Here is a 16,343-nt window from a genome sequence, read left to right as displayed (position 1 = left end):
CGACGGCCCAGGGTATCGGATCGTCGCCGCCGTGACCTGCGCGATCAGGCCAGCCTGCGCCGGATCCACCACAGGGAGAACCACGACAGACCCAGCGTGAGGGCCATCAGCACGCCGAACTGACGCCACTGCAGGGCCCAGAAGCTGGAGGCGGGCACGTAGGTGAGCTTCACGCTGAGGTTCTGCGTCGCCAGCCACTCCCGGCACTCGGGCGAGGGACCGTGGCTACCGGGATTCAGCGGGCCACACGTGGCGGGGTCGGTCTTGGCCATGAACTCCGCCCCGGTCGAGGTCACCGTGGACCGTTCCTGGATCCAGGCGCCCGGCAGGTCGGCCCCGGCGTCCAGATGCATCTCGTTGGTCGCGGGATCCACGCTGTAGATGAAGCCCTCGCTCGGATCCAGCGCCATGACCGTCGTCTGCGGCTTGGCCACCAGGGGCAGCAGTGCGAGCGGCACGGCGACCTGGACGGCGACGACCACGAGCAGGGTCACCGCCATCGCGGCCAGGGTGCGCCGCAACACCATCCCCACGACGACGCCGATCACGAAGGCCAGTGCCGCGTAGCCGATCGGCACGATGCCGCGGGTCGCGAAGGTCACCGGGCTGACCCGGCTCCCGGCCTGGTCGATCGGAGCCGCCCACTGGCTCACCGCCAGGCTCGCCAGGCCCGCGCCCAACGCGGCGGCGAGCACGCCGACCCCCAGCTTGACCAGCAGCCACCGGCGCCGGCTGACGGACTGGCTGAAGATCAGACGGTACGTCCCGGACTCCAGCTCCCGGGCCACCAGGGGCGCGCCCCAGAAGAGCCCCAGCAGAGCCGGCAGCACCCACAGCACAGCTATGCCGGCGTAGTAGAGCGTTCCCGCCGTGTGGCTCGACAACGCGTTGAGGAAGGTGTCGGCGGCGGCGTCGCACGCGTCTCCCTGGCAACCGGTGAAGCCGGTGTCCCGGGCCAGGCTCGTCACCTGGCTCCAGGTCAGGGCCAGGGCCAGCACGAAGAGCAGCAGGACGGCCGCGACGGCCAGCGCCTGCGTCCGGAACTGACGCCAGGTGAGCCAGATCATCGGCGTCCCTCCAGTGCCTGCTCCGGCACGAGGCCGGCGTCCCCGCCCAGGTAGGCCAGCACGATGTCCTCCAGATTCAACCGGTCCACCTGCCAGGTGGGGTCGTCGATCGGCGCTGTGCTGCGCACCACCAGGGTCGACTGCACGTCGGTGTGGCTCTGCTCCACCACGGACCGGCCGGCGCCCAGGTCGGCGAGGTCGCGCCGCGGCCCGACCAGGCGGTGGTGGGCGGCGAGCAGCTCGTCCACCTCGCCGGCGACCCGTACGCGGGAGGCGACGAGCACGATCAGGTAGTCGCAGACCCGTTCCAGGTCGGCGACCAGGTGCGAGGACATGATCACGCTGATCCCGCGCTCGGCGGTGAGCTCCATGAGCCCCTGCAGGAAGGCGCGGCGGGCCAGCGGGTCGAGCGCCGCCACCGGTTCGTCGAGCAGCAGCAGCTCGGGCCGCTTGGCGGCGGCTACGGCCAGGGCGAGCTGGGCCCGCTGGCCGCCGGAGAGCTTGCCCGCCTTCTGCGCCAGGTCGAGGCCGACCTGGGCGATGCGCCGCTCGGCGAAGCCGGCGTCCCAGGACGGGTTGAGATGGGCGCCGAGCCGCAGGTGCTCGGCGACCGTCAGCGCGCCGTAGACCGGGGTGTCCTGCGCGACGAAACCGACCTGCTGCGTGCCGCTCACCGGCGCCGCGCCCAGAACCTCGATACGCCCCTTGGTCGGATCGAGCAGCCCGCAGGCCAGCTGCAGCAACGTGGACTTTCCGGCGCCGTTCGGCCCGACCAGGCCGACGACCCGGCCAGCCGGCACGGAGAGGGTGCACTCGGAGAGCGCGGTGCGGCGGCCGTACTTCTTGGTGAGATTTTCCGCGGTCAGCGCGTCAGTCATGCTCTGGCCTCCAAAAACGACCGAAACGTGCTGAGAATCAGCGCCTCGAGACTCTCGTCGTCGAGGCCGGCCTCACGGGCGTCGGACAGCCAGCGCTCCAGGTCCTTGCGCAACGGCTCGTGCTTGGCCAGCGAGTCAGCGCCCAGCGTCCGCGTGACGAAGGTGCCGAGGCCTGGGCGCGCCATGACCAGCCCCTCATACTCGAGCTCACGGTAGGCCTTCGACACCGTGTTCGGGTTGATCGCGAGCCGGGCCACTACCTCCTTGACGGTGGGCAGCTTGTCTTTCTCCTTCAGCACGCCGAGCCGCAGAGCGTGCCGAACCTGCTGAATGATCTGCATGTAGGGCGCGACCCCGGAACGAGTGTCCAGGTGGAACTGAATCACCTCACCACCCCTAATCACTAGTTACCTAGTACAATAGGGGCACAGTGTTGCCGGGTGCAACCGGCGCGGCGGATGCCGTACGTGCACGGCAATTCGCCGCGTACCAAGGTCGGCGGCAACCTCTACACGTCCACCGAATACCCGCCGCAGCTCACCATCTCGACGAGCTGAGCTACGCGCACCGCTGGCCGAAGCGCCTGGTCTTCTTCTGCGAGATCACGGCGGAGAGCAGGGGCGCCACGCCCGTGCTGGACGGCGAGCTGTGGCTGGAGTCGCTCGACGCCGAGCTCAGCGCGCGTCCCCGGGAACTGGCGGAGATCGCCGCTCGGGTGACGGCTGAGGAGTCGCTGGTGGAGACGCTGGAGTGAGCTCGGGCCTGCTCGAGGTCAGGGCCGGCCCGGTCACTCTGCTCGACGGCCCGGTGGCGGCCGTCGCCGCCAGTTCGGCGTGGCCGGCCCGGTGATGAATGCGGACGACCGCCAACTGGATCAACGAGTGGCGGACCCGGAGAAGGTGATGGTGCCGCCGGCCGGGATGGCCACGACCGGCCCGGCCCGGTGCACCGCGGCGACGAAGTCCGCGAAGTCCAGACGGTTGACGACCTTCGCCAGCTCCGTGGGCACCTGCGGATCCGCGAGCCGGGCCAGCTCGACGTGCAGCCCGCCGGGCACCGCCCGAACGGCGAGCACGTCGACCACCGCCGGCAGCACCGGAAGGACCCAGCCGGTGCGTTCGGTGAGGTTCAGCGCGTCGACCAGGACCGCCGCGACGGTCACCAGCACCAGATGACGACGATTGGCCGGATCCCGCAGGTCGACGTGCCAGCGGCCGGTGTGCACCTCCAGGTAGTCCCGCGGCCGTTGCTGTCCGTCGTCCCAGCCGGTGCCCGGGGCCGCCACGACGGTCGTGATGAACTCCTCCTCCGGCTTCCGGCTGACCGCCCGGGCCAGCGCGCCGGCCTGCTCGCGGCGCACTTCGGTGCCGTCGAGGCCGGCGTGGGCCAGGATCGCGTCGAGATCGTCAGCCATCGCGGCCGCCCAGCGCGTCGAAGCTGACGAACGACTCGGTGGCCAGCAGGCTCGTGATGACGGCGACCGCGGCGGTGTGGATCCCGGCGGGGAGTTCGTCCGTCGTCCGGAGCCGGGCCCCCAGCAGGCCCCGGAGATATTCGGCCATCAAGCGCACGGTGACATCATTCCCGAGGGTCAGCCACCAGATCATCCCTCCATCGGGTGTGCACAGCAGCGCGGATCGGGTGCCGCCGGTGTCGCGGACCTCGATGCCGACGGCGAGGACGTCGCGCTCGTCGCGGGCCCAGGCCGGGGCGAAGCGGTCCGGCTCGACGTCGACCAGCACGAGCACGGGGTGGGCCAGCAGCGCGCTCAGCCAGCGGCCGGTCCAGGCGGTGTCGGCGAGGCAGGCCGCGCTGACGCACACGGCGACCGGGTGCGGGCCGGCCACCGGGGGAAGCTCGCCCGGCTCTGCCAGGACCAGGTGGCCGAGCATCTCGTCGCCGTCGGCGTCCACGAAGGCCCGCACGGCCGCGACCGGGCCGGACGGCAGCCGGGTTCCGGTCGGCCACCGGAACAGCGCGGCCAGCCGGTCCGCAGTGCGGATGTGGACGACCACGGTGCCGTCGCCGACGAGAGGTCCGATGTCCATCGGCGGCAACATCATCGCGGGGTACGGCCGGTCCCCGCTCAGCGAGTGGCGGACCTGCTGGAGCACGGAGCTGGCGACCGCCGCGTCGTCACGCCGCTGGGCCTCGCTCATCGCGTCGCGCAAACCCAGGTCGCCGTGCTCCTCGGTGATCCGGGCGAGCAGGTCGGCGGTCGGCTGCCGATGGTCGAAGATCCCATGGGTACGGGCGCCGGTGGCGGCCAGGATCCCGGCCAGGTGCTCGTACGCTGTCTCCTCCCACGCGTCCCACGCCTGGTCGTGCTCCTTGCCGGTGGAGGCGTGCAGGTCGTCCCCGCCGTCGCTGCTCAACGCGGCGCCGTCGAAGTCGGCCGCCAGGCGCCGGTCACCGGCCTGTGCGGCCTCGGCGAGCGAGGCCGGCGCCCGGTGCAGGAACCATGCCCACCGGTTGTCCGGGCGATCCCGTTCCCGCAGGTCAGCCAGGGTGAACGCGCGGGAGCCGGCGTGCATTATCGCGTCGATGACCGGCCCCTGCATGCAGACCCGGGCGAGCGCGCTCAGGGCCAGCAGCCGCCGGTTGGTCCCGTTCACCGCCGACACCAGGCGCTCGGCGTCGGCGTACGGGCCGCGATAGTCCGGGTAGGCGGTGAGGATCTCGCCGATGTCGCCGTGCCGGGCGGCGGCGAGCCGCACCGAGGAGTACGTCGCGAACGCCTCGTGGGTGAGCCGGCAGGCGTCGAGCAGCGCGGTGAACGTGGCGCCGGCGCCGGGCATTCGCGCGTACACGTGCAGGGCCGTACCCCACGCGGTCTCGTCGTTGAGCGCGCAGTGCTGCACCTCGTGCAGGTAGACCATGTGGTCGACCGGCAGCTCGGTGCCGTGCAGGGTGACGTCGAAGCCGTGCGGGGTGTAGAAGCCGGTGCTGGCCGTGCCGTCCAGGGACAACCTGGCGAGGTGGTCAGCCATCGCCGAGCTCCGCCAGCCGGCGCCGGATCAGCTCGGCCTGGTGCCGGTCGCGGCCGGACCGTCGCTGCTGGATCGCCTCGGCCTCGCGCAACAGGTCGGCCGCCTCGGCCGCGCGATCGCTCTTGAGCAGGATCACGGCCAAGTTGTACAGCGTCGCCGCCACCTGCCCGGTGTACGCGTCCGGGCGGGCCTCGGCCAGGGTGCGCCGCATCTCCAGCGCCCCGCGGCTCAGCGCCTCGGCCTGCTCCAGCTCACCGGATCGGGCCAGCAGAGTGGCGAGATGGTCCTGACCATCGGCGTGCAGGGACAGAAACCGGCCGCGTCGTGCGTCGCTCAGGCCGGTGGTGAGGTCGTGGGCTCGCCGGGCCAGCGGCAGGGCCGCGACGACGTTCCGCGATTGCGCCAGCCGGGTCGACTGGTTGTGCAACGCCGTGGCCAGGGCGCCGTCGCGCCGGTGCCCACCCGGGGCCAGCCGCTCGAAGGCGGTGATGGCTTGCGCCCCGGCGGCGATACCCTCCGGAGTGGGGCCGAGCGTGAGGGCCAGGACGGCCCAGGACTCGGCCCGCTCCTCCGGATCGGCGTGCTCGAACGCGACCGCGCTCCGGGCGTAGGCGCGGGCCTGGTCGGGGCGTTCACCGAGGTAGGTGAGCCGGGTCGCGGCCAGTCGGGACAGGCGGGCGACGGTCGCCGGGTCGGTCGCGGCGGCCAGAGCGCGTTCGGTGACGTCCACGGCGAACCGGCCGAGAACCTCGCTGCGCTGGGGCAGGGCGGCCACCAGCTCGGCCGCGGGTGCCGCGTCCAGTGTCGCCGTCATCGCGCCGACCAGCTCGGCCGGGTCGGGGATGGACCGCACGGCGGTCATGGCGATGGTGAGCAGGCGGACCGGATCGGCCGCGAGATAGGCGCGGATGGCTGGGCCGAGGTCGCGGCCGGCCGCCCGGCCGAGGAAGCCGAACGCCCGTTCGGCCTGCGCATCCGAGTGCCCGGGAACGGCCCCGGCCGGCAACCCGGCCTCGCGCAGGTGCGGCGCGACGATCTCGACGGCGAGTTGTTCGGGCCGCAGCGGGTTGAGCGCGGCCCGGCCCGGCAGCAGGGTGCGGACCAATTCGCGGACGGTGTCGACGGCGTCCACGGGCCGGCCCTGGAGGGCCCGGGTGCTGCCGAGCAGTCGGTCGGCCTCGGCGTCGGTGTCGGCACCGAACAACGTCACCGCCGTGATGATCTCCTTGACGTTGCGCGGTCGCAGCCAGTCCAGGCCCATGCTCATCGCGGTCTGGTGCCAGTAGTGGATCTCCCGTTCGGCGAGACGGCGCAGCGGCGGCTCGTCCGGACGGGTGGCTTTCAGTAACTGCGCCAGCGCGGCGGCCTGCACCTCCAGCAGGGTCGCCGCTTCCGGCCGGTTCGCGGGCGCGACATCGAGCTCGGCGGGCAGCCGCGGGGCGAACGCCTTCAGGGCGATGTCGTAGTCGCCGGCCTGTGGCCGTAGCTGTTCCAGGGCCATGACCTCGGCGCCGGCGGCCAGCGCCGCCACCGCGTCGTCCGGGTCGGCCCGCAGCTCGCCGAACCATTCGCCGTCGGCTCGGGCGACCAGCACCAGCCTCGTCGTGACCTCCCGGGCGCCGACGATAGCCAGCAGTGCCGCGCGGATGAGACCGGTCCGGGACTCGGCGTCGTCGATCACCAGCAGTGTCGGTGTCCGGATCGCGCCGAGGCCGGCCAGCGCCCGCGGATCCGGCTGCCCGGCGAGCGGGCCGGCGGCCCAGCCGGTCGCCCGCAGCCGAGCGGCCACGATGCGCATCAGCCGGGTCTTGCCCGCGCCCGCCGGCCCGGTGACCACGCGCACCGGATGACCGGCCGGGTCGGCGCACCACCGCTCCAGCTGTCCCGATTCCGGGCGGTCTCGGGTCGGGAACGCCTCGTACTCAGGGAGCAGCAGGTCGGCAGGTCGCCGCCAGGCGGACGGCCGCAGGTCGGTCAGCCCGGTGAGGACCATCTCCGGGGCCAGCCTCTCGATCTCGTGTACCAGCCGGTCCAGGTCGGCGTCGAGATGCCGAGTCGTCATCGAGGCGGCCGCCTTGCCGGTGAAAGCCGCGATGTCCTCCGGCACCTCGCCCGAGCGGGGAACCCGCACACCGTCGAGGAGCAGGGGCAGGATGGTGCGGTCGTGCTTCAACGCCTGTGCGATCTCCTGGCGGATCCAGTCCTTCTTGCGGAACAACAGGCTGATGTCGTCCAGCCAGGCCCGGTCGATCACGACGATGACCACCGAGCATTGCTCGAGGTAGTCGCGAATCGCCTTGGGGATGTCGGTGCCGGGTGTGTTGGAGCGGGCGGCCTGGAAGACGTGTCCGGGGAAGCGGCGGCCGAGCTCGCGATCGAGGAGCAGGGGTGCGTAGGAGCGGTCGATGCCGCGGTAGCAGAGAAAGATGCCCGGCATGGTCCGCGTCAGCCCCGGTGATCCGACAGGGCCCGCAGGTCCACGTACGACTCGACGCGCAGCAGGTCCAGCAGCGCGAGCCGCACCGGGGGCAGCAGCTCCGACCAGTCGGCCCCGGTGGTCTGGAGGGCCGGCAGCTGATCCGCGACCTGCGCCGTGATCATCTGAACGCCGACCTCGTCGGCCACTGCCAGCCAGACGCCCACGAGGCCCTCCGCCTTGACCGCCACGGCCCGGCTCGCGCCCGTGCCCGAAGGCCCCAGATCAAGATAGAGACTGTGGACCGTGCGGTCGCGCCACTCCCCGGCGAGCACCGCGATCCCCACGTCGATCAGCCACACCAGCGGCGCGGTCCGTTCCAGCACCGGCAGCCAGCGGTCCCGCCAGCCACTGTCACGCAGGCAGCTCGCCGCCACGCAGCAGGTGAGATCACCGATGGTGGCCCAGGCCTCGGCCAGCGCGGCCAGGTCGGCGGGTTCGGGCAGGCCGACCAGCCACACCGCGTCCGTCCCGGTGTCCGTGCCGTCGTCGGCCACGGTCCGGACCACCACCACCGGTCCCTGGTGGGCGGCGAGCCGCTCCCGGTCGGCGACCGGCAGCTCGTACGCGCCGAGCAGCCGTTCGGGCAGCCGGGCCGCGATCACCAGGTTTGGCCGCCCGGCCACCCGGGTGGTTGCCTCGGCCACGCGGACGAGCTCGTCGAGGTCCACATCGGCGCCCAGGGTGATGGCCCGGGCCGGGCGCCGCTGGGTCGTCAGCCACAGCCGCGCGTGGCGCAGCACGGTGGCCACCATGCGCTCGTCCTCGACCGGCGCGGCCACGACCGACAGATCCGAGCCCGACCGGGCCACCAGCGCGGCGGCGGCTGGGAGATGCTCGTTGCCGGGTATGACGGTCGCCCCGGCGGCGGCCAGCCGAGCGGCGTACGCGTCGAAGACGGCGTCCTCCCAGCGGGCCCACGCGTCGTCGAACCGGTCGTCGAGCGCGGCCACCGCCGTACCCTCGTCGGCGTCGACCGCCTCCGGCCCGGCGGCGGAGTCGGCCGCGGCGACCACCTCGTCGGACAGGGGCTCGCGCATCAGGAGGCTGAGCCGCTCGCCGGGCCGATCCATCCGCCGCAGGTCGGCCAGCGCGGGAAACCCGGGCCAAGCGTCGGTCATCGTCTCCAGGATCGGCGTCTGCATGCAGGCCCGGGCCAGCGCGGTGGCGGCCAGGCTGCGCCGGTGCATACCCGGCACCGCCGCGAGATGCCCATCGAGCTCCTGGACCAGCGGCTCGTATTCGGGGTACGCCCGCAGCACTGTCGCCGGATCCAGGTCCCCGGCCGCGACGACGCTACAGCTCAGATAGGTCGCGTACAGCTCGTGCACGCCCTTGCACTCCGCCAGCAGCGTGTCGAAGTCGCCTGCTCCGTCCGGGCGCGTGGCGGTGAACACCAGGGCGACTCCCCACGCCGTGGTCGACGTCAGCAGCACGTGCTGTGCCTCGTGGTGGTGGACCAGCCGGTCGGCCACGTCCCCGTCGAGCCGCAGATCGAATCCGCCGGGCCGGTAGGCGCCCCGGCCGCCGCCGCTTTCCGGGGCCATGAACAGGGCGGTCAGGTGATCCACACGAGGCTCCCCTCCGTCGATGTGTCCATCTTTCTCCAACGATCGGGCGGTGAGAAGTGACCGGCCCCGCAACCCGAGTCCATCGGTTGAGGGAGACGTCGGCGGTAGCTGCCCCTTCCGTGCGCTCAGGTGCCGAGGCGGTGGGTGAGGGCGGTGTGGCGGCGGCCGGCGCCGACGGTGCGGACAGCGGCGGCCAGGGCGCGGCGGGAGCCGACCAGGACGACGAGCTTCTTGGCGCGGGTGATGGCGGTGTAGAGCAGGTTGCGTTGCAGCATCATCCACGCGCTCGTCGTCAACGGGATGACCACCGCGGGGTATTCGGAGCCTTGCGAGCGGTGGATGGTCATCGCGTACGCGTGGGCCAGCTCGTCGAGCTCGTCGAAGTCGTAGTCGATCTGCTCGTCCTCGTCGGTGCGTACGGTCAGGGTCTGCTCGTCGGGGTCGAGGGCCGTGACGACGCCGACCGTGCCGTTGAACACGCCGGCCTGCCCCTTGTCGTAGTTGTTGCGGATCTGGGTGACCTTGTCGCCGACCCGGAACACCCGCCCACCGGCCCGCCGCTCCGGCGCACCTTCCCGCGACGGGGTCAGCCGCTGCTGCAGCAGCGTGTTGAGCGCGCCGGCACCGGCCGCGCCGCGGTGCATCGGGGCGAGCACCTGGATGTCACGGCGCGGGTCCAGGCCGAACTTGGCGGGGATGCGGGTGCAGGCGACCTCGACGGTCAGCTCGGCGGCGGCCTCGGTGTCCTCGCACGGGAACAGGAAGAAGTCCCGCATGCCGTCGAGGATCGGCGGGCGGCCGGCGTTGATCCGGTGCGCGTTGCTGACCACCCCGGAGTCGGCGGCCTGCCGGAACACCTTGGTCAGTCGCACCCGCGGAACGCTGTCGGCGGCGAGCAGGTCCCGCAGCACCTCCCCGGCGCCGACCGACGGCAGCTGGTCGACGTCGCCGACCAGCAGCAGGTGCGCACCCGCCGGCACCGCCTTCACCAGCTTGTTCGCCAAGATCAGGTCCAGCATGGACGCCTCGTCCACGACCAGCAGGTCGACGTCGAGCGGGTTGTCCCGGTCGTAGCCGGCCTCGCCGCCGGGCTGCAGCTTCAGCAGCCGGTGCACCGTCGCCGCCGGTTGGCCGGTCAGCTCGGCGAGGCGTTTCGCGGCCCGGCCGGTCGGGGCGACCAGCAGGATCTTCGCCTTCTTCGCGGCGGCCAGCTCCACGATGGAGCGGACGGTGAAACTCTTGCCGCAGCCGGGTCCGCCGGTGAGCACGGCCACCTTCGAGGTCAGCGCGAGCCGGACCGCCTGTTCCTGCTCGGGCGCCAGGTCGGTGCCGGTGCGGGCTTTCAGCCAGGCCAGTGCCTTGGTCCAGGCCACGCCGGCGAACTGCGGCATCCGGTCGGCTCGGCCGTGCAGCAACGCCAGCAGCGAGTTGGCCAGCGAGATCTCGGCCCGGTGGAACGGGACCAGATATACCGCCTGCTCTTCAACCTCGGGGAATCTCTCCCGGACGACGCCCTCCTCGGCGACCAGATCGTCCAGACAACGCGCGGCCAGGCCGGCGGGCACATCGAGGATCTTGGTGGCTTCGGCGATCAGCTGCTCGGCAGGTAGGTAGCAGTGGCCGTTGTCGGTGGCCTGCGACAGGGTGTACTGCAGGCCGGCTTTCACCCGTTCGGGGCTGTCGTGCGGGATGCCCACGGCCTGGGCGATGGTGTCGGCCGTCTTGAACCCGATCCCCCACACGTCCGCGGCCAGCCGGTACGGCTCGGACTTCACCACGTCGATCGACTTCTCGGCGTACTTCTTGTAGATCCGCACGGCGATCGAGGTCGACACCCCCACACCCTGCAGGAAGACCATCACCTCCTTGATCGCCTTCTGCTCCACCCAGGCCGCGGTGATCTTCGCCGTACGCTTCGGGCCCAGCCCCGGCACCTCGACGAGGCGGCCCGGCTGCTCCTCGATCACCCGCAACGTGTCCTCGCCGAAGTGGTCGACGATCCGCTCGGCGAACACCGGCCCGATCCCCTTGATCAGCCCGGAGCCCAGGTAGCGGCGGATGCCCTGGATCGTCGCCGGCAACACCGTGGTGTACGAGACCACCTCGAACTGGCGGCCGTACTGCGCGTGCGACGACCACCAGCCCCGCAACCGCAGGCTCTCCCCCGGCTGCGCCCCCAGCAACGCACCCACCACCGTCAACAGGTCCGAACCCCGGCCCGTCGCCACCCGGGCCACCGTGTACCCGGTTTCCTCATTCACATACGTCAACCGCTCCAGCACCGCCTCCAACACGTGCGGCGCCGGACGGGACGACACATTCGCCGACACGAACCCCATCGTGCCCCGCCGCTCACGCGGCCATCGAGAGGGGTCCGATCAAGACGAGCGGCCTACGACCGCAACACCCTTGACCAACGCGGTCCTGGGGATGCGGGGGTAACCGTGCGGGCTTCCGAGGGTTCCGCGGAAATTTCTTCTGGAAGAGTGTCGGATCCGGGGCGGGTCCCTCGTGGTAGGGGTGAAAGCCCACCATGACCGCGAAGTAGGAAGGGATTTGTCATGACCGCCCTCTACACCTGGGACGTCTTCTCCACCCTCGACGGCTACGGCTCCTACGCCGAGGGCGCCGACTGGGGCGGCTATTGGGGCAAGCAGGGCCCCGAGCTGCTCGAGCACCGCGCCGCCCTGTTCGACACCGAGCAGCGGATGGTGTTCGGGGCCACCACCTTCCGGGAGACCGCCGAGATCATGTCCTCGGGCATCGACCCCAACACGCTCGACGAGTGGAACCTCCGGACGATGCGCATGCCGGCGACGGTCATCTCGGCCACGTTGCAGGACACCCTGGGCTGGCCGGACGCGACCATCGTAAGCGGCAACGCCGTGGACATCGTCGCCCGGCTCAAGGAGCAGTCGGACGTGCCGCTGCGCTCGCCTGCCAGCCTGTCGCTGAACGGGGCGCTGATGGGCGCCGGCCTGGTCGACCGCCTTCAGGTGACGATCTTCCCCGTCATCTCCGGACGGACCGGGACCAGCCCGATTCTCGGGAGCGCGGGCGACTTCGACCTCGAGCTGCTCGAGAGCCGGACGCTCGATGGCCACACCCAGGAACTCGTCTATCGCCCCACTCCCCGCTAACGGCACCCGCTTTCTCGAAGCCCTCGAAGCGGGACCTGGCGAGAGTGAAAGCCAGTCGTCAGCGGAATGAAAGTGGGCGCACATATGCTGCGCGCGTTTACGCAGGTCAAGCACTTGGCCGGGAGGCACCCACCATGCACGATGCCGCCATCACCCCGTTTCGGATCGCGATACCGCAAGCGGACCTCGACGACCTGGCCCACCGGCTGGTCCGTACCCGTTGGGCCGACGAACTGCCCGAGAAGGAAGTCGTCGCCGGCGGCGCCGGCGTGCCCGCCCCGCCCGGGTGGGAGTACGGCGTCCCGGTCTCCTACGTCCGGGATCTGGTCGAGCACTGGCATACCTCGTTCGACTGGCGGGCGCAGGAGGCGAAGCTCAACGAGTACCCGCAGTTCACCACCGACATCGATGGACAGCGCATCCACTTCGTGCACCTGCGCTCCGCCCAGCCGGACGCCGTCCCGCTCATCCTGACGCACGGGTGGCCCAACAGCTTCATCGAGTACCTGGGGCTGGTGGGGCCGCTCACCGACCCGGCCGCACACGGCCGCCCGGGTGCTCCCGCCTTCCACGTGGTCATCCCCTCGTTGCCCGGCTTCACCTTCTCCGGACCCACCCGCGAGCACGGCTGGAACGCCGGCCGGACCGCGGCCGCCTGGGCCGAACTGATGCGCCGCCTGGGCTACGACCGCTACGGCGCCCACGGCAACGACGCCGGGGCGATCGTCTCGCCGCTGCTCGGCGAGCTGGACCGGGCGCACGTCATCGGGGTGCACGTGACGCAGATCTTCTCCTTCCCTCGCGGCGACGCCGGCGAGTTCGACGGCCTCACCGGCGAGGACCTGGGGGCGCTAGGTTTCGGGCAGTCCTTCGCCGAGCACGCCATCCACGACCGGTCCCAGCAGGCTCAGCCACAGACCCTCGCGCACGCCCTGGCGGATTCGCCGGCGGGCCAACTGGCCTGGAGCGGGCAACTGTTCGGCACCGCGCTCAGCCCCGATGACATCCTGACCAACGCGGCGCTGTACTGGTTCACCAACACCGCCGCGTCGGCCGCCCGGTTCTACTACGAGAATCACCGTGCCGCCCAGGCCGCCGGCCCCACCGATCCCACCTCGGTGCCGATCGGCCTCGCTGCCTTCGCCTCGGACTTCCACGCGGTACGCAGGTTCGCCGAACGCGACCACCGCAACATCGTCGCCTGGCACACCTACGACCGCGGCGGGCACTGGGCCACGCACGACGCACCCGACCTGCTCGTCGAGGACATCCGCCAGTTCTTCGCCGCGATCGCCTGACCGCCCAGTGGCGGCTGTCATCCGTTTCCGGATCCTGGGGGATCTGGAGGTTCAGCGGGACGGCGCGCTCGTCGCCATCTCCGCGGCCAAGGTCCGGATCATCCTCGCCTCATTGCTGCTGCGCGCGGGCCGCGCCGTGCCGGTGAGCATCCTCGTTGACCGACTCTGGGAGCACGATCCACCCGCTGACGCGCGAGCGGCGGTCCAGACGTACGTCGCACGGCTGCGCCGTTTGCTGGGCACCGACGCCGCCGTCCATACCCGCGCTGGCGGCTACGTCATCGAGCTGCCCGATTCCTGCGACCTGCGGGAATTCGACGAGCTGCTGGAGACCGCGCGGGTGGGCCTGAACCGCGGCGACCGGGCCGCCGCGCTGGAGTCGTTGCGGGCCGCCACCGCACTCTGGCGCGGTCCGATCCTGTTCGACGTGGATTCGGCGGCACTGCATCGCGACGAGGTGCCGCAACTGCAGGAGCGGTGCCTCGAGGCGGCCGAGCGCCGGTTCGCCCTGGAGCTGGCGCTCGGGCACCACCGGGCGGTGGTCGAAGAACTGCGGGCGCTCGCCACAGCGTTCCCGTTCCGGGAAGGGCTGCGGACGCACCTGATGCGCGCGCTCTACCGGTCGGGACGGCAAGCCGAGGCGCTCGAGGTCTACCGCGACGTCGCGGCGCTGCTGCGCACCGAGCTGGGCGTCGACCCCGGGCCGGAGCTGCGCGGCGTGCACCAGGCGATCCTGCTCGGTGAGGCGGTGGACGAGGAGACCCGCGACGTCGCGCCACCGAGCCTGCCCGCGTTGTGCCAGCTGCCGCCGGCGATCGGCGACTTCGTCGGCCGGACCGGTCAGGTGGCGGAGATCGCGCGCTCGCTGGCCGCCGAGGACGATCGGGTCACGGTGCCCATCGTCGTGGTGTCCGGGGTGGCCGGCGTGGGCAAGTCCGCGCTCGCCGTGCACGTCGCGCACCACGTGCGGCACCGGTTCCCGGGCGGCCAGCTCTATGTCAACCTGGGCGGGGGCGGCCCGGCGCCGCGGGAGGTCTCGGAGCTGCTCAGCGAGCTGCTGTACGCCCTCGGCGTGCTCCCGGCCCATCAGCCGCACTCCGCGGAGGCGCGGGCGGCGGCGTTCCGCGCGCGGGTGGCCGACCGCCGGATCCTGATCGTGCTCGACGACGCCGCCGACGCCAGGCAGGTGGCACCGCTGCTGCCCGGCACGGCCGGCTCGGCCGTCCTCATCACCAGCAGGCGGTCGCTGGCCGAGCTTCCGGCGGCCGATCGCCACCGGCTGCAGCCGTTCTCGGTCGTGGAGGGTATCTCGCTGCTCAGCCGGATCCTCGACCCGAACCGGATCGCGGGTGAACGACCGGTCGCGGAGGAACTGGTGGACTTGTGCGGCGGCCTCCCGCTCGCCGTACGCATCATCGGCGCACGGCTCCAGCCCAGGCCGACCGTGCGGCTGCGCGCGATGGCGGATCGGTTGCACGACGAGCACCGGCGCCTCGACGAGCTGGCCGTGGGCGACCTGGCGGTCCGCTCCGAGTTGGCGGTCGGCTACGGCGGGCTGGCCGCCCCCATCCAGCTGGCGCTGCGCCGGATGGGTCTGCTGCCGGCCGAGTCCTTCGCCGCCTGGACGCTCGGTGCCCTCACCGACGGCGGCGACGGCGAACGCGCCGTCGAGCAGCTCATGGCCGCGGGGCTGCTGGAGCCGGTCGGCATCGACCTGACCGGCCAGCTGCGGTACCGGCCGCACGACCTGGTCGCGCTGTTCGCCCGCGAGCTGGCCGCCCGCGAGGACCAGGAGGTCGTGCGGGCCGCGTACCAGCGACTGCTGGACACGTTCCTGGTCCTCGCGCACAGCGTGCACCTGCGGGTGGTTCGCAAGGACGGGCTCCTGCCCGACCCGCTGCCGGACGGCATCACGGCCGGGCCGGTCGACATCGCCGGCCTCACCGCCGACCCGAGCGCGTGGCTGCACACCGAGCAGAACCAGCTCCTGTACGCCATCGCGCAGGCCTGCCGCCTGGGCTGCCACGACAAGGCGGCCCTGCTGGCGGACATGGTGATCCCGCCGCTGTCCAGCCGGGGCGGGTACGAGCAGATCGTCCGGGTCCGCGCGGCTGTCCGGGACGCCGCCCGCGCCGCCGGCGACCAGCGGGTCGCCAGCCGGCAGGCGAGCAGCCGGGCAGACGTCCTGCTCTCCCTCAGCCTCGACGAGGCCGCCACGGAGTTCGAAGAGTCAGTGACCGCGTTCCGCGGCCTGGGACTGGGCCACGAACTCGTGCACAGCCTCACCGGGCTCGCCTTCGCCCGGATGTTCCAGGGGCGGCCGGCGCACCGGTATGCCGAGGAGGCGACCGCGATCGCCCTGGCGACCGGCGATCCGGCCGACATGGTGCTGGCGCTGCGCACGCAGGCCGAGACGCTGCTGCTCGGCGGTTGCCCGGCCGAGGCACTGTCGCTGCTGGAGGACGCCCTGGCCCATGCCCGGACGCTGTCGAGCACCGACAGCCAGCGCGCCCTGCTGCTGCGCACCCTGGACTGCGCGATCACGCTGGACAAGCTGGACCTGGCCGAGTCGACGTACACGCGGGCGCTGGAGGTGACCAGCGCGGCCAGCGACGCGCACGGCTTCGGCTGGCTGCTCATCCACCACAGCCGGCTGCAGCGCGCGAACGGCGACCTGCCGGCCGCCACGGCCGACGCCCGCGAGGGACTCCGGATCATGGTGGAGGCCGGCGATGCCCGAGGGGTGTTCATCGCCAACCTACGGCTTGCCGAGGTGCTCCTGAGTGACGGTGACTCCACCGGTGCCACCGCCCTCCTCCGCGATCTCTTGTCCACATCGGACATGGCTGCCGTCCCGCTGCTGAGGGCCAAGGCCGAGGACCTCCTCGAGCAGGCCGGCCATTCGTGATCGAGGCGCTCCCCA

12 protein-coding genes are annotated in these 16,343 nt (G+C 72.0%); 4 read left to right on the top strand and 8 right to left on the bottom strand.

Annotated elements, in window-relative coordinates; genetic code table 11:
- Positions 1 to 44: 44 nt before the first annotated feature.
- Genes DMB66_RS38750 through DMB66_RS38740 form a run of 3 tightly spaced genes read right to left on the bottom strand, consistent with a single transcriptional unit; the run spans position 45 to position 2,331 of the window.
- The gene (locus tag DMB66_RS38750; protein WP_125809113.1) at positions 45 to 1,067 is read right to left on the bottom strand and encodes an ABC transporter permease subunit; all 1,023 of its coding nucleotides are present in this window, start codon (positions 1,065 to 1,067) and stop codon (positions 45 to 47) included.
- On the bottom strand, positions 1,064 to 1,945 hold the full coding sequence (locus DMB66_RS38745; RefSeq protein ID WP_125809112.1) for an ABC transporter ATP-binding protein: 882 nt from the start codon (positions 1,943 to 1,945) through the stop codon (positions 1,064 to 1,066). The genes DMB66_RS38750 and DMB66_RS38745 overlap by 4 nt, the downstream gene beginning before the upstream one ends.
- The gene (locus tag DMB66_RS38740; RefSeq protein WP_125809111.1) at positions 1,942 to 2,331 is read right to left on the bottom strand and encodes a GntR family transcriptional regulator; all 390 of its coding nucleotides are present in this window, start codon (positions 2,329 to 2,331) and stop codon (positions 1,942 to 1,944) included. The genes DMB66_RS38745 and DMB66_RS38740 overlap by 4 nt, the downstream gene beginning before the upstream one ends.
- Positions 2,332 to 2,576: 245 nt before the next feature.
- Between DMB66_RS38740 and DMB66_RS66155 the strand changes: the two genes are divergently transcribed.
- Positions 2,577 to 2,699 carry a hypothetical protein gene (locus DMB66_RS66155; protein WP_370320035.1) on the top strand — a complete coding sequence of 41 codons (123 nt, stop codon included), beginning with the start codon at positions 2,577 to 2,579 and terminating at the stop codon, positions 2,697 to 2,699.
- 120 nt (positions 2,700 to 2,819) lie between these two features.
- On the opposite strand, the gene DMB66_RS38730 is transcribed toward DMB66_RS66155, so the two are convergent.
- The 5 genes from DMB66_RS38730 to DMB66_RS38710 all read right to left on the bottom strand — a co-directional run bounded on the left by DMB66_RS38730 (position 2,820) and on the right by DMB66_RS38710 (position 11,312).
- Positions 2,820 to 3,359 (bottom strand): hypothetical protein, encoded by a 540-nt coding sequence (locus tag DMB66_RS38730; protein ID WP_125809110.1) that lies wholly within the window; start codon positions 3,357 to 3,359, stop codon positions 2,820 to 2,822.
- Positions 3,352 to 4,935 (bottom strand): hypothetical protein, encoded by a 1,584-nt coding sequence (locus DMB66_RS38725; protein ID WP_125809109.1) that lies wholly within the window; start codon positions 4,933 to 4,935, stop codon positions 3,352 to 3,354. The genes DMB66_RS38730 and DMB66_RS38725 overlap by 8 nt, the downstream gene beginning before the upstream one ends.
- Entirely contained in the window at positions 4,928 to 7,372 is a 2,445-nt protein-coding gene (locus DMB66_RS38720) for a TIR domain-containing protein (RefSeq protein WP_125809108.1), read from the bottom strand. Before DMB66_RS38720 ends, DMB66_RS38725 begins: the two co-directional genes overlap by 8 nt.
- 8 nt (positions 7,373 to 7,380) lie before the next feature.
- Positions 7,381 to 8,982 (bottom strand): hypothetical protein, encoded by a 1,602-nt coding sequence (locus DMB66_RS38715; RefSeq protein ID WP_125809107.1) that lies wholly within the window; start codon positions 8,980 to 8,982, stop codon positions 7,381 to 7,383.
- 125 nt (positions 8,983 to 9,107) lie between these two features.
- Entirely contained in the window at positions 9,108 to 11,312 is a 2,205-nt protein-coding gene (locus DMB66_RS38710) for an ATP-dependent RecD-like DNA helicase (RefSeq protein WP_233625143.1), read from the bottom strand.
- Positions 11,313 to 11,543: 231 nt separating this feature from the next.
- Between DMB66_RS38710 and DMB66_RS38705 the strand changes: the two genes are divergently transcribed.
- The 3 genes from DMB66_RS38705 to DMB66_RS38695 all read left to right on the top strand — a co-directional run bounded on the left by DMB66_RS38705 (position 11,544) and on the right by DMB66_RS38695 (position 16,328).
- Positions 11,544 to 12,122: a dihydrofolate reductase family protein gene (locus DMB66_RS38705; protein WP_125809105.1), complete on the top strand. Its 579-nt coding sequence runs from the start codon at positions 11,544 to 11,546 to the stop codon at positions 12,120 to 12,122.
- Between the two features lie 134 nt (positions 12,123 to 12,256).
- A complete protein-coding gene (locus DMB66_RS38700; protein WP_125809104.1) occupies positions 12,257 to 13,420 on the top strand; it encodes an epoxide hydrolase family protein in 1,164 nt (387 codons plus the stop codon).
- A 7-nt stretch (positions 13,421 to 13,427) separates the two neighbouring features.
- Complete coding sequence (locus DMB66_RS38695) at positions 13,428 to 16,328, top strand: BTAD domain-containing putative transcriptional regulator (protein ID WP_125809103.1); 2,901 nt, start codon at positions 13,428 to 13,430, stop codon at positions 16,326 to 16,328.
- The last annotated feature ends 15 nt before the right edge of the window (positions 16,329 to 16,343 follow it).

Source organism: Actinoplanes sp. ATCC 53533 (assembly GCF_003947245.1).
This window is presented reverse-complemented; position numbering and strand designations above follow the sequence as displayed.

Excerpts from the sequence above, each read along its gene's own strand:
- DMB66_RS38750 (WP_125809113.1), bottom strand. The coding sequence starts at position 1,067 with ATGATCTGGCTCACCTGGCGTCAGTTCCGGACGCAGGCGCTGGCCGTC.
- DMB66_RS38745 (WP_125809112.1), bottom strand. The coding sequence starts at position 1,945 with ATGACTGACGCGCTGACCGCGGAAAATCTCACCAAGAAGTACGGCCGC.
- DMB66_RS38730 (WP_125809110.1), bottom strand. The coding sequence starts at position 3,359 with ATGGCTGACGATCTCGACGCGATCCTGGCCCACGCCGGCCTCGACGGC.
- DMB66_RS38725 (WP_125809109.1), bottom strand. The coding sequence starts at position 4,935 with ATGGCTGACCACCTCGCCAGGTTGTCCCTGGACGGCACGGCCAGCACC.
- DMB66_RS38720 (WP_125809108.1), bottom strand. The coding sequence starts at position 7,372 with ATGCCGGGCATCTTTCTCTGCTACCGCGGCATCGACCGCTCCTACGCA.
- DMB66_RS38705 (WP_125809105.1), top strand. The coding sequence starts at position 11,544 with ATGACCGCCCTCTACACCTGGGACGTCTTCTCCACCCTCGACGGCTAC.
- DMB66_RS38700 (WP_125809104.1), top strand. The coding sequence starts at position 12,257 with ATGCACGATGCCGCCATCACCCCGTTTCGGATCGCGATACCGCAAGCG.